Genomic DNA, 12,594 nt, shown 5'->3' on the forward strand with positions numbered 1-12,594 from the left:
TTATGTTATTAGGTGTTATTGCCGATGATTTTACAGGCGCGACGGACATCGCAAGCTTTCTGGTCGAGAACGGTTTACGCACCGTTCAACTCAATGGTGTGCCGCACGATTTAACCGAGGTTGATGCTGATGCGGTGGTGATTAGCCTTAAATCTCGTTCGTGCGACGTTAATGAGGCCGTGGAATGTTCATTACAGGCATTGCGCTGGCTGCAATCTCAAGGGTGTCAACAGTACTACTTTAAGTATTGTTCGACGTTTGATAGCACTGTGAAAGGCAACATTGGTCCTGTGACCGATGCGTTGCTTGCAGAGCTTGATGAGGATTTCACGATTGTCTGCCCGGCATTGCCGGTGAATGGCCGAACAGTCTACAACGGTCATTTGTTCGTGTTCGAAGAACTGCTGAGTGATTCAGGCATGCGTCACCATCCAGTGACCCCAATGACGGACGCTAATGTGGTTAGATTGATGAATGCACAATCTAAGGGACAGGCAGGTTTAGTCAACTACCCAGTTATCGAAAAAGGCACGCAAGCCGTGGTTGAACGTCTTGAGCAACTGAAACAGCAAGGCGTGCAATATGCCGTTGTTGATGCGCTGAACGATGCTCACCTAACCGTACTTGGTGAGGCCGCTAAATCGCTGAAGCTGATAACGGGGGGATCGGGACTTGCGGCAGGTCTTGCCAAGAATTGGGCAAAGCACTTGGTGGACCAAAGTGATGCTAAACAAGCGGGTTATCCTCAAAAGGCACCGACAGTTGTTCTGTCAGGCTCGTGTTCGACCATGACGAATGCGCAGGTTTCAGCCTACAAAAAGGTTGCTCCTCATTTTGCTATCGATGTCGATGCTTGCCTAAGTGACGACAATTACCTTGAGCAAGCTGTTGATTGGGTGATGACAGCCCTTGAATCCGATGTTGCGCCGCTTGTTTATGCGACTGCAGATATTGATGCACTGAAGGGTATTCAGCAGCGCTACGGCGTTGAGCGATCCAGCCAAGCGGTAGAGCAGTTCTTTAGTGAGCTTGCGATTCGCTTACAGCGATTAGGGGTGAAGAATTTTATCGTTGCAGGTGGAGAAACCTCGGGCGTGGTGACACAAAGCCTAGCCGTATCAGGGTTCCACATCGGCCCGCAAATCGCCCCTGGTGTGCCTTGGGTGAAGTCTATCGATGGCGAGCTCTCTTTGGCGCTCAAATCTGGAAATTTTGGTGATGAAGGCTTCTTTATTGGCGCTCAATCGTTTTTTTGCGAGGTGGTGAAATCATGAGCCAAGAGCGCAAAACCGAGCAGCAATTGCGTGATCAGATGGTCTCTCTAGCCCGTTCAATGTTTGAGAGGGGATATGCCACCGGTGGCGCTGGAAACCTATCTCTCAAACTGCCGAATGGCCATTTTTTGACAACGCCAACGGGATCGTCCTTTGGCCGTTTGGTGGCAAGTGAACTGTCTGTCGTGGATATTGATGGGCGCCATTTATCGGGTGAGAAACCGTCGAAAGAGGCCGCTTTTCATCTCGCGATCTATCGCAACAACCCCACTTGCAACGCGATAGTGCATTTGCACTCTACTTATTTAACCGCCTTGTCATGTTTGCAAGACATTGACAATCAAAATGCAATAAAGGCGTTTACGCCCTATTTCGTCATGCGAATTGGTGAGTTGCCGGTGATTCCTTATCTACGCCCAGGCGACCCTAGGATCGCAGAGGAGTTGGCAAAGCGTGCGGCAGATTATCGTGCGTTCTTGCTGGCTAATCATGGCCCAGTCGTCACAGGTATTGATCTTGAGGATGCAGTGGATAACGCCGAAGAGTTGGAAGAGACCGCAAAGCTTGCATTTTTGTTAAACGATCACAGTGTTCGTTATTTGACCGCTGAAGAAGTGGATGATCTTAAAGGGAGTCGAAAATAATGCCAAAGTTTGCCGCCAATCTCAGTATGTTGTTCACCGAAGTGCCGTTTATGGAGCGCTTTAAAAAAGCACATCAGGCTGGGTTTAAAGCCGTTGAGTTTTTATTTCCCTACGATTTTGAACCCGAAGCGTTACAGACAGAATTGCAACAGTATGGGCTAGAGCAAGCATTGTTCAACTTGCCGCCTGGCGACTGGGGCGCAGGAGAACGCGGTTTTGCTGCGATTCCTGGTCGTGAGCAAGAGTTCAAAAACAGTGTAGAAACTGCGCTGCTGTACGCCAAGGCATTGGGGTGCAAAAAGCTGCATGCCATGTCGGGCATTGTTGACCCAAGGTTTTCACGACAGCAGCATGTAGACACCTTTGTCGCCAATATTCGTTTTGCGGCTGACCTGCTTGCTGACCATGGTATCCAAGTGATGATTGAGCCACTGAACGTTCGTGATGTGCCAGGTTATTTCATTGCTCATCAGCGAGAGGCGGTAGAGCTTATACGTTTGGTGGATAGGCCAAACGTTAAACTGCAGCTTGACTTGTACCATGCACAGATCATGGATGGTGATTTAACCAACCTGATTAAAGATTTAGCCGCTTTTACTGGACATGTACAAATCGCATCGATACCCGATAGGCATGAGCCGAGTGAAGGCGAGATATGTTATTCACACCTGTTTGAGGTGTTAGATGCATCTGGCTACAGCGGTTGGGTTGGCTGTGAATATCACCCTCGAGAAGAAACTGAAGCCGGTCTGAGCTGGGTTCATCGCTACTTGAAATAACGATTTAATTATAAGAATCAGTGGCATTTATCTTGATGTCACTGCATAGAGAAGCGCAGTCATTGCGCTGCCCTACACAACAAAGAAAGATAGAAAAGGAATAAAAAATGGATGGAGCATTGATAGGCATTGTGATTGGTATCATTGCCATGATGGTAATGATAGTGAAAACGCGAATTCCAGTCGCTCTAGCGATGGTCATTGCCAGTATCATTATGGGGTTATTTGCCGGTATGGCACCCACCGAGCTCATTAACGCGATTAAAGCAGGCTTTGGTGGCGTGTTGGGAGGAATCGGCCTCATTATCGCCTTTGGTGTCATTATGGGTGCCTGTTTTGAGCGCTCTGGTGCAGCGGTTCGTATGGCGAAGACCTTTGTGAAAATCTGTGGCAAAGGACGTGAAGATTTAGCACTGGGTTTCACTGGGGTATTAGTGGCCATTCCCGTGTTTTGTGACTCAGCTTATGTGATTCTACACTCGTTGGTTCGCGCTATTTCCAAAGACACGGGAAAATCTGCGGTTGGGCTAGGCGTTACCCTAGCGCTTGGTTTGCTAATTACTCACGCTTTGGTTCCGCCAACGCCAGGACCTGTGGCCGTTGCGGGGATTCTTGGTGTTGATCTTGGTGAGTACATGCTCTGGGGTCTTATGGTATCCATTCCAATGATGCTACTGTCTATGATCTACATTCGCCGTGTGGGTAATGAATACTATCGCGTACCAAATGGAGAAGGCTGGATCACTAATCAAGCGGATTGGGCAAACCTAGAGAAAGTTGAAGCAGCGCAAGACAAAGATCTACCGAGCAACTTCCTATCGTTCGGTCCTATTCTGTTACCAATTGCATTTATCTTGATCAACACCTTGGTGGGCAAAGGCGATTCATCCTTGCATACGGTGTTGTCGCTGCTAGGTAATCCTGTTGTGGCAGTAGGTATTGGTGTGCTTATGGCGCTTTACGGTCTAACACGTCACATTGAAAGAAAAGACATGGTTGGCTCAATGGATGATGCGCTAGCAACCACGGGCTTAATCTTGGTCGTTACTGGCTGTGGCGGTGCAATGGGATCAGTGCTAAAAGCGTCTGGTGCTGGTCCACAAGTTGCTGAAGCTATTGCGAGCAGTGGTATTCCTCCTTTGCTGGTTCCACTTGCGATTGCTTCAATGCTTCGTCTGATTCAAGGTTCGGCGACAGCATCGATGATGGTTGCGGCTACCATGACCTTACCGCTGGTAGAAACACTTGGTCTGGATCCGGTCTTTGTTGCACTAGCGTGTGCAGTTGGCCCTGTCGGTTTCTCTCATTTAAACGACTCATACTTCCATATCATCAACCGTACGCTTGGTATCACGGAGCTTACTGATCAATTGAAAATTTGGTCTGTATCTTCGACGGTTGCTTGGGCGATTGGTGCTTCGATTATCATGATGCTGAACTTGGTATTTGGTAAAGGGGGCACGATGATCGACCCACTAGTACCTATCGCAGTTTTAGCGGCAGTGATTGTTTGGGTGAAGTCGAAAGAAAAGCAGCAGGCTCAAGTAGAAGCCGTGAGTTAACAGTTCAAACACGATGAAAAAGGCCCTCAAGAGTGTTCACTTTTGAGGGCCTTTATTGTGTTGGGCAATTGGCATGGTTAAGCGCGAATAATACGAGCGCGGAAGTTACGCCCCTTCATCTTACCGTTGGTGATTTTACCTAGCGCTTTCTTAGCAATTGATGTTTCCACTGCAACATACGCGCTCATTGGGAACATGTTGATCTTACCAATTTGGTTGCCTGACAGAGTTTTGTCACCCGTCAACGCGCCAAGGATATCGCCAGGACGCAGTTTCTGCTTCTTACCACCTTGGATCTGAATCGTGGTCATCTTTGACTGATAAGGACGATTTGAAGAGGCTGGTGGCAGCGTGCTTGGTTCAATAGGCATATCTAAGTACTCATCGATACGCGCCACACGATAGAACTCTTTCTCGCTATAGAAGCTAAATGCCAAGCCTTTGTTACCGGCACGACCAGTACGACCGATACGGTGCACATGCACTTCAGGGTCGCGTGATAGCTCGTAGTTGAATACAGCGTCTAGGTTGTCGACATCTAGGCCGCGTGCAGCAACATCGGTTGCGACAAGGATAGAGACACTCTTGTTGGCAAACTGAACCAGCGCCTGGTCTCGGTCGCGCTGCTCAAGGTCACCATGAATATCAATCACACTAAAGCCACGATGGTGAAGCTCGTCCGCCACGTTCTGCACTTCTTTTTTGGTGTTACAGAACACAACCGCAGACTCTGGTTGGTGTGTCAGTAATAGATTCTCTAACGCATTGTCACGCTCTTCTGTGGTATCAGTTTGATAGAAGAACTGCTTGATGCTTGAGTGATCGTGCTTGCTCTCAACTTTCACAATCTCCGGCTGCTTCATCACCGTTGATGCAATAGTTTGAATTTGCTCAGGGAACGTCGCGCTAAACAGTAGCGTTTGACGATCGCGTGGCGCTTCATCGATGATGGCATCAAGCGCGTCTTTAAAGCCCATTTCCAGCATGCGATCGGCTTCATCCAATACCAATGTATTGAGCTCTTCTAGGTTGATGCGACCTTTCTCAAGGTGATCAAGGATACGACCTGGCGTGCCGACAAGAATGTGCGCGCCGTGCTCCAAAGAGCCGATTTGTGGCCCCATTGGCATACCGCCACAAAGCGTTAGCACTTTAATGTTGTGGATACCACGCGCTAGGGTACGGATTTCTTTTGCAACCTGATCAGCGAGCTCACGCGTTGGGCAAAGGACCAATGATTGTACGCGAAAGCGTTTTACCTTGAGGTTTGCAAGAAGGCCAAGTGAGAATGCCGCCGTTTTACCTGAACCGGTTTTTCCTTGACCGATGATGTCTTTGCCATCAAGGATTTTTGGTAGTGAGTCTGCTTGAATTGGAGTCATTTTGGTGTAGCCAAGGCTATCCAAAGTGCCCAGTAATTCAGTAGGTAGATTTAGTGTGGAAAATGCCGGAGTGGTCACGAGGTATCCTCAGTCAGCGTTAGGGAGCGAGTATTATCAACATTATGGTCGATGTTACCAGCAAAAACATGGCTGACTGAGGACATTTAACCAGCGAAGTGGTTAGGTTAGGGTTGAGGCTTACGCAGGTTGCGCCGTTCTCATCCAGTCACGGTACGCATCAGCGCCGTCTTCACCTTCAGCAGGAGACCAAGGTGCGAAATCTTCTTGAGGCGTTGGGATGTACGCGCCTTCTTTGATTTCTAGACCGACAGTACCAGACTCCATGCATGCATAGCCGTGCCAAGTACCTGGTGGGATTTCGATAGCGCGGTTGGTTTCTGGAGATAGACTGTGACGCTGAGTTACGTTGCCTTCGTCATCGAAAATAAGCAGGTCGAGCTGACCTTTAAGTACCAAAAACAGCTCCCACTTGTGCTCTTCACTGTGACGGTGCGGGCGCATGTAAGTGTCTGGCTCAGTTGAGATGAATAGGCGTTGTACACCTGCGTCCAATTGTTCATGTAGGTTATGGTGGCTACGCTTGCGCGGAGCTTGTTTCGCGTTTTCAGAAAACGTGTCGAAGTCTTGGTTACTGATGATTTTCAACATTGCTTTTACTTTATTAGTTGGTGTGCTGATATTGTACAGCGCCATCAAAAAAGTTCAGTACAAAAATAGCGCTATCGTCCGAGTAGCGTAAAGTTTTAGAAAAAACCACGAAAATCCAAGCTGAAATGTGACCGTAGTTCCATAGATGCTCAAAAAAGCTGTACGATCTGATCAGAGTGGTATGATGACTAAGCATCGGAGTGTCTAATCGTAAGGTGGAACAGCAGTGGAAGCAGTGATCAGCCAATTAAAAAAAGACTTTTACGCGCACCTTCAATCTTCAAATGGTGCTAGCGCATCAAATACCTCGCAAACCATGTCTCTGTTAACAAAAGAAGAGTTAGCTGAACTGGAAAATGTCTGGGTACAACTTGCAGTATGGAAGCAAAAGCAAGCATAATCAGCGCACTAACTCCAAAGATTTCGAAGCCCTGAGTGATTCACTCGGGGCTTTTTTCGTTTTACAAACTTATCAATTGTTATAATATAACATTTTTAATGGTGATCTTATTGTTGAAAAGTGCGGTATTAGCCCCCATAGTTCCCATATTGGAGAAACAGACTATGGCTGAGATAAGCTCACTGATAGCCTCAGAAAATCTAGTAGGAAATACGATGGCGGAAGTACGTGCCAGAATACAATTAAAAGTCGGTGCTAAAAGCGATATTGACGCGGAAATGCTCTCTTTTCGCGGCTTAGAGACTGACAAAGAACACGTTGCTATTATCTTTAAAGCAGCAGACAAAGGCCAAGCACAACCTTTAGTGAGAATGCACTCTGAATGTTTGACGGGAGATGTATTTCACTCGTCTCGCTGCGACTGTGGTGAACAGCTTGAGGAGACCATCCAAAAGATGGGGCGTGAAGGCGGCATCATTTTATACTTACGCCAAGAAGGTCGTGGTATTGGCTTGTACAACAAGTTAGACGCATACAAGTTGCAGTCTGAAGGCATGAACACATACGAAGCGAACAATCATCTCGGCTTCGGCGATGATTTACGCGACTTCACTGAAGCGGCGCAAATGCTCAAGGCGTTGGACGTACACTCCATCCGCCTGGTGACTAATAATCCGAAGAAGATCCGCGAGCTGCGCGAGCATGGTATTAACATCGAAGATGTCGTCAACACCAGTGCTCACGTTAAAGATGGTAACGAGAGTTACTTGAAGGCTAAGGTTTCGCACGGTAAGCATCGCCTAGAACTGTAAGCCCAGTTGTTAAATCCATGAAACTAAAACCTCACATTTGTGAGGTTTTTTTGTATTCGTCCTTGAAAATAAATTGTAACTAGGTATTATCGCGGTTGATAGTGCTAATGATAATAATTCGCACTAAATAATAAGAATTAAGCTCAACAAGGATGCTTTCATGAATGTAACAACCGCAGTGAAGGGCGCAATTGCCGCCTCGTTTCTTATCACGTCTACCTCTGCTTTTTCAGCAGTGACTAAAGATCAAGTTGTCGAACATTATGCCGATCTTGCGCATGCTGTGTTTGCCGATGCTCGTATTACCGCTCAAGAGCTGGACACATCAATTAACACATTTTTAGCTTCTCCATCGGAAAAAGGCCTTGCTGATGTTAAACAAGCTTGGCTTGCTTCACGTGTGCCTTATCAGCAAACAGAAGTGTTTCGCTTTGGTAACGCGATTGTTGATGATTGGGAAGGTCAGCTTAACGCTTGGCCATTAGATGAGGGGCTGATTGATTATGTCAGCACCGACTACCAATATGAGCTCGGCAATGAAGGCGCACAGGCCAATATCGTTGCTAACCAAACGCTAAAGATTGGCGCTACTACTTTGGATGTCTCAAACATCACACCCAAAGCGATTGCTGATCTTAATGAAGTGGGTGGCTCTGAGGCCAACGTCGCCTCAGGTTACCACGCAATCGAATTTCTCTTGTGGGGGCAAGATCTGAACGGTACCAATGCTGGTGCGGGTGAGCGCCCTTACACGGACTATGTTATTGGTGAAGGCTGTACTAACGGCAACTGTGAGCGTCGTGCTGAGTACTTAAAAGCGGCGTCTGCGCTTCTCATTCAAGACCTAGAGTGGATGGAGAAGCAGTGGTCCGCATCTGAAAAAGGGAATTATCGTGCTGAGCTTCTTGCGGATAAAGCAGATAATGGCCTGCGTAAGATGCTATTTGGTATGGGCTCACTTTCACTCGGTGAACTGGCGGGTGAGCGAATGAAGGTGGCGTTAGAAGCGAATTCGACAGAGGATGAGCACGATTGCTTCTCGGACAATACGCATAACTCTCACTACTACAACGAGCAAGGCATCTACAACGTTTACACGGGCACGTATGTTCGTGCAGACGGTACTTTGGTAGATGGTCCAAGTATCGCGAATCTTGTTGAACAAAAAGACAAAACTGCGGCGAAAGAAATCCAAAAACAATTTGACTTGGCTCGCGCTCAAGTTCGTAAACTGGTGACTTCTGCCGAAAAAGACAATCAATACTTTGACCAACTGATTGCTTCAAGCAACCCGCAAGGCAACAAACTTGTCAATGAAACTATTGTTGCTCTTGTCGCGCAAACAGGCTCAATTGAGCGTGCTGCTGGCATTGTCGGTATCGACAGCCTAAGCCCAGACACGGCTGACCACGAGTTCTAACCATAATAAAAATCTATGAAATGGGGGCATCTGCCCCCTTTGTTGTTCTATTTGTGAGTGCTGTATGTCTAGATCAAATACTGTCTGGGTTACACTTTTAACCCTAATTTCCCTTTCTGCTTTCGCACAATCTGAGCCGACGCGACTTTCTGGTGGCAAAACGACGGTTAAAAAAGAGGGCGCCAACGCCTATTCCATGCCTGCGGCGAATTTGCCAATGAGCAAGCGCCTCGATTTCAGTGTCGGTAACAGTTTTTTCAGAAACCCTTGGGTTCAAGCACCGGCATCAACGGATGCACGTGATGGCTTAGGTCCACTGTTCAATACCAATGGTTGCCAGAACTGTCATATTAAAGATGGCCGCGGTCACCCGCCAGAGGCAAACGACCAACATGCGGTGTCTATGCTAGTTCGCCTTAGCATTCCTGCTGTGACTGAAGAGCAGAAAAAAGCGGAGAAAATCTCCGGCGTTATTCCCGAGCCGACATATGGTGGACAACTGCAAGATTTTGCGCTTCCGGATATGGAACCTGAAGGTCAAATACACATTACTTACGATGAGGTCGCGGTTCGATTCGAAGATGGCAGCATCGTTATGCTTCGTAAACCAAATTTGAACATTGTTGAATTGGCGTATGGTGAGATGCATCCGGAAGTGATGATGTCTGCACGCGTCGCGCCACCCATGATAGGTCTGGGGCTGCTTGAATCTATACCAGAGTCGACCATTCTCGAATTTGCTCAGCAGCAACAGCAAGATGCGACGTCCGTCGCTGGTATTCCTAACTATGTATTGGATGTTCAAGCCAATGAGATGAGTCTAGGCCGATTTGGCTGGAAAGCGGGTCAGCCAAACTTGATGCAGCAAAATGCCGCCGCTTTTAACGGTGATGTGGGTTTAACGAGTTCGCTGTTTACCCAAGAAAACTGCACAGACAGGCAGGCTCTCTGTACGGAAAGCCTAAGTGGCGGTCATCCTGAAGTGAGCGATAAGATCCTTAACTTTGTAGAGTTCTATACCCAGCACTTAGCGGTTCCTCAGCGACGCGACATTAACGAGCCGAGTGTGCTAGAGGGAGAAGCGCTGTTTAAGAAAGTGGGTTGTGAAAATTGTCATCGAACCAATATTCAAACCGCAAAGCGAGAGGGCTTACCCGCGTTATCGAATCAGACTATTCATCCTTACACAGACCTCTTGCTCCACGATATGGGAGAGGGATTGGCTGATGGTCGTCCAGAATATGCGGCATCCGGTTCACATTGGCGCACGCCGCCGCTGTGGGGGATTGGTTATACCCAAGAAGTTAACGGTCACACTTATTTCCTACACGATGGTCGCGCCCGTAATCTGACCGAAGCGATTTTATGGCATGGTGGTGAAGCGAAAGCTTCAAGAAATCAGGTGCTAGCAATGAGCAAGAAAGAGCGTGAAGCACTGCTTGCGTTCTTAAATTCGCTGTAGGGGAGCGCTATGTACCATCAGAAAACAATAGCCATTGCTGCAATGGTGCTTTTGGCCGGGTGCCAATCATCGACCAGCGTTGAGACTCGCCGAGCTCAGTCGACAAACCACCAAAGCCAGAGTGTTTATGAGATCCAGTTTGACGCAGCTCAGCGCTTTAATCTTGCCATGCGAGAACTACGATCTCACGCCGTTCAGTACTGCAACGCGAATCGTTCCTTAGAGGATGTCAAAACAGCGTGGCAACAAGGGATGGAAAGCTGGATGCACCTTCAGGGGCAGGAGCGAGGCCCTGCTGAAGCGCTGGAACAAAATTGGAATATTCAGTTTTGGCCCGATAAGAAAAACACCACGGGTAGAAAAATGGCGGCAGCCACCAAGATAGAGCATTGGGATATAGCCGCTATTCAAGCTCAAAGTGTCACGGTGCAAGGTCTGGGTTCCGTGGAATGGTTGCTCTACGACAATGCGTCAACCATCAGTCAAGGTAACAAGCAAGAGTGCTCATTGCTTGTCGCTGTCTCGGACTCCTTGGTAGACCGCTCAAACACAGTTTTCACAGCATGGAATGTGAACCCTTGGACCGAGTTAGACACGAAAGACTGGCATGCAGAGTACTTGGCGTTGCTGTCTAATCAGCTTGATTACAGTATGAAAAAGCTATCGCGCCCGCTTGCCAAAATAGGTTCGCCACGCCCGTACTTTTCAGAATCGTGGCGAGCACAATATTCGCTGTCTAACTTAAAACAAAACATCGTCGCCATGCAGTCATTGTACTTGGCGAAGGGAAATGGATTGGATGCCATTTTGAGGACCAGAGGTGAAGCCACGCTTGCCGACGATATTACTCACCAGTTTGAGGATACGTTGGAAACTTGGCCAGAGGCGTCAAGCTTGTTCGACATGCTTCAGACCAAAGAAGGGTATCGTTCAGCATTGGCGCAGTTTAACAAGTTGGAACAACTCAAGTATCTCATTAACGAAGAAGCCTCGATAAAACTGGGTGTGGTAATAGGGTTTAATGCGACCGATGGCGATTGATATTTCAAAGCGCAATTTTGCTAAAGCATTGGCAATGGGGACGCTCACACCCTCATTGCTGGCGGCTTGTGCAGCCAAAGGTAGCAGCGCAAAACACGTGTCTCATTTGGACAGTGAAGATACACCCCAAGTACTGATTGGTGGGGCGATTCGCCACCAAGGGCAATTCGAAGCGGTGGTGTATTCACAGGGCGGGCAATCGCAACGTCACATCCCTCTACCGGCTAGGGGACATGGTATTGCCATCGCACCGAATCAACCTCATGCGGTGATGTTTGCGCGTCGTCCTGGAAATTATGCCATGGTGTTTGATTATTTGTCAGGGGAGGTAGATACGCTTATTCCTGCGGCACCAGAACGCCATTTTTATGGACACGGCGTATACTCGAACGATGGTCGTTGGTTGTATGCAACGGAGGGCGAGCGCTCGACGAGTCAAGGTATTATCGGCGTATACGATGTAGAACTGGGTTACAAAAAAGTGGATGAGTTTTCTGGGTTTGGTATCGGTCCCCATGAGATCATAACTATGTCGGATGGCCGGTTAGTCTTAGGAGTAGGCGGTGTTCATACGCAAGGTAGAACACCGATGAATCTCGAGACGATGACCCCAAGCCTTAGTTATCTGTCGGAGTCTGGTGAATTACTCGATCAAGTGACCTTGTCTGATCACCACAAGAGTATTCGTCATCTTGCTCATGATAGTGAGCAAACGGTGTTATGTGGTCAACAATATCGCGGTGAACCTGATGACTATGTGCCGCTGGTGGCGATGCATCGTAGTGGAGAGCCATTGATTGAGCTTGGTGGAGAGCCTGAACAGTGGGCGCGATTTAACCATTATATCGCGAGTATTGCCGCGACTAGAACGCATATCCTAGCCACGTCTCCAAGAGGCAACTGTTACGGTATTTGGGATAAAGCCTCACGAGAACTATTGGAGATCAACGTGTTACCAGATGCATCCGGTGTTGTCGTGAGGAATGGTGAATTTCATGTTAGTTCGGGCGCTGGAAAAATCGTAAAAATAAAAGCTGATCTAACTAAACACGCCTTTGTCTCGGGGATTCAATGGGATAACCATTGGAGTGCTATCACATAAATGAGACGCTAATTGGTTTAAAATAAATTAGCACTTTTCAAAGTGTG

General features: G+C 47.8%; 12 protein-coding genes. 10 read left to right on the forward strand and 2 right to left on the reverse strand.

Going from position 1 to position 12,594, the window contains the following annotated elements; translation table 11 throughout:
• The first annotated feature begins 2 nt into the window (after positions 1 to 2).
• The 4 genes from otnK (at position 3) to AAA946_RS06195 (ending at position 4,259) form a co-directional block, all read left to right on the forward strand.
• Complete coding sequence (gene otnK, locus AAA946_RS06180) at positions 3 to 1,274, forward strand: 3-oxo-tetronate kinase (RefSeq protein WP_338164075.1); 1,272 nt, start codon at positions 3 to 5, stop codon at positions 1,272 to 1,274.
• On the forward strand, positions 1,271 to 1,918 hold the full coding sequence (gene otnC / locus AAA946_RS06185; protein WP_338164076.1) for a 3-oxo-tetronate 4-phosphate decarboxylase: 648 nt from the start codon (positions 1,271 to 1,273) through the stop codon (positions 1,916 to 1,918). The genes otnK and otnC overlap by 4 nt, the downstream gene beginning before the upstream one ends.
• A complete protein-coding gene (gene otnI / locus AAA946_RS06190; RefSeq protein WP_338164077.1) occupies positions 1,918 to 2,697 on the forward strand; it encodes a 2-oxo-tetronate isomerase in 780 nt (259 codons plus the stop codon). Before otnC ends, otnI begins: the two co-directional genes overlap by 1 nt.
• 107 nt (positions 2,698 to 2,804) lie before the next feature.
• The gene (locus AAA946_RS06195) at positions 2,805 to 4,259 is read left to right on the forward strand and encodes a GntP family permease (protein WP_338164078.1); all 1,455 of its coding nucleotides are present in this window, start codon (positions 2,805 to 2,807) and stop codon (positions 4,257 to 4,259) included.
• 77 nt (positions 4,260 to 4,336) lie between these two features.
• Here the strand turns inward: AAA946_RS06195 and dbpA are convergent, their stop codons facing one another.
• Complete coding sequence (dbpA, locus tag AAA946_RS06200) at positions 4,337 to 5,719, reverse strand: ATP-dependent RNA helicase DbpA (RefSeq protein WP_338164079.1); 1,383 nt, start codon at positions 5,717 to 5,719, stop codon at positions 4,337 to 4,339.
• Positions 5,720 to 5,839: 120 nt separating this feature from the next.
• Positions 5,840 to 6,310: a WbuC family cupin fold metalloprotein gene (locus tag AAA946_RS06205; RefSeq protein WP_338164080.1), complete on the reverse strand. Its 471-nt coding sequence runs from the start codon at positions 6,308 to 6,310 to the stop codon at positions 5,840 to 5,842.
• Positions 6,311 to 6,536: 226 nt separating this feature from the next.
• On the opposite strand from AAA946_RS06205, the gene AAA946_RS06210 reads away from it, so the two are divergent.
• The 6 genes from AAA946_RS06210 to AAA946_RS06235 all read left to right on the forward strand — a co-directional run bounded on the left by AAA946_RS06210 (position 6,537) and on the right by AAA946_RS06235 (position 12,547).
• Entirely contained in the window at positions 6,537 to 6,710 is a 174-nt protein-coding gene (locus AAA946_RS06210; RefSeq protein ID WP_338164081.1) for a hypothetical protein, read from the forward strand.
• 215 nt (positions 6,711 to 6,925) lie between these two features.
• Positions 6,926 to 7,522, forward strand: a complete 597-nt coding sequence (locus tag AAA946_RS06215) for a GTP cyclohydrolase II (protein ID WP_338165780.1) — start codon at positions 6,926 to 6,928, stop codon at positions 7,520 to 7,522.
• A 160-nt stretch (positions 7,523 to 7,682) separates the two neighbouring features.
• Complete coding sequence (locus AAA946_RS06220) at positions 7,683 to 8,942, forward strand: imelysin family protein (protein ID WP_338164082.1); 1,260 nt, start codon at positions 7,683 to 7,685, stop codon at positions 8,940 to 8,942.
• Positions 8,943 to 9,006: 64 nt separating this feature from the next.
• On the forward strand, positions 9,007 to 10,404 hold the full coding sequence (locus AAA946_RS06225; protein WP_338164083.1) for a di-heme oxidoreductase family protein: 1,398 nt from the start codon (positions 9,007 to 9,009) through the stop codon (positions 10,402 to 10,404).
• A gap of 9 nt (positions 10,405 to 10,413) precedes the next feature.
• A complete protein-coding gene (locus AAA946_RS06230; RefSeq protein ID WP_338164084.1) occupies positions 10,414 to 11,445 on the forward strand; it encodes an imelysin family protein in 1,032 nt (343 codons plus the stop codon).
• Positions 11,426 to 12,547 (forward strand): DUF1513 domain-containing protein, encoded by a 1,122-nt coding sequence (locus AAA946_RS06235; protein WP_338164085.1) that lies wholly within the window; start codon positions 11,426 to 11,428, stop codon positions 12,545 to 12,547. The genes AAA946_RS06230 and AAA946_RS06235 overlap by 20 nt, the downstream gene beginning before the upstream one ends.
• Positions 12,548 to 12,594 lie beyond the last annotated feature (47 nt).

Source organism: Vibrio sp. 10N (assembly GCF_036245475.1).
Classification (GTDB): Bacteria; Pseudomonadota; Gammaproteobacteria; order Enterobacterales; family Vibrionaceae; genus Vibrio.

What these genes read in the sequence shown, in the direction of transcription:
- otnC (WP_338164076.1), top strand. Translation starts at nt 1,271, where the DNA reads ATGAGCCAAGAGCGCAAAACCGAGCAGCAATTGCGTGATCAGATGGTC.
- AAA946_RS06220 (WP_338164082.1), top strand. Translation starts at nt 7,683, where the DNA reads ATGAATGTAACAACCGCAGTGAAGGGCGCAATTGCCGCCTCGTTTCTT.
- AAA946_RS06235 (WP_338164085.1), top strand. Translation starts at nt 11,426, where the DNA reads ATGCGACCGATGGCGATTGATATTTCAAAGCGCAATTTTGCTAAAGCA.
- otnI (WP_338164077.1), top strand. Translation starts at nt 1,918, where the DNA reads ATGCCAAAGTTTGCCGCCAATCTCAGTATGTTGTTCACCGAAGTGCCG.
- AAA946_RS06225 (WP_338164083.1), top strand. Translation starts at nt 9,007, where the DNA reads ATGTCTAGATCAAATACTGTCTGGGTTACACTTTTAACCCTAATTTCC.
- AAA946_RS06230 (WP_338164084.1), top strand. Translation starts at nt 10,414, where the DNA reads ATGTACCATCAGAAAACAATAGCCATTGCTGCAATGGTGCTTTTGGCC.
- AAA946_RS06205 (WP_338164080.1), bottom strand. Translation starts at nt 6,310, where the DNA reads ATGTTGAAAATCATCAGTAACCAAGACTTCGACACGTTTTCTGAAAAC.
- AAA946_RS06195 (WP_338164078.1), top strand. Translation starts at nt 2,805, where the DNA reads ATGGATGGAGCATTGATAGGCATTGTGATTGGTATCATTGCCATGATG.
- AAA946_RS06215 (WP_338165780.1), top strand. Translation starts at nt 6,926, where the DNA reads ATGGCGGAAGTACGTGCCAGAATACAATTAAAAGTCGGTGCTAAAAGC.
- otnK (WP_338164075.1), top strand. Translation starts at nt 3, where the DNA reads ATGTTATTAGGTGTTATTGCCGATGATTTTACAGGCGCGACGGACATC.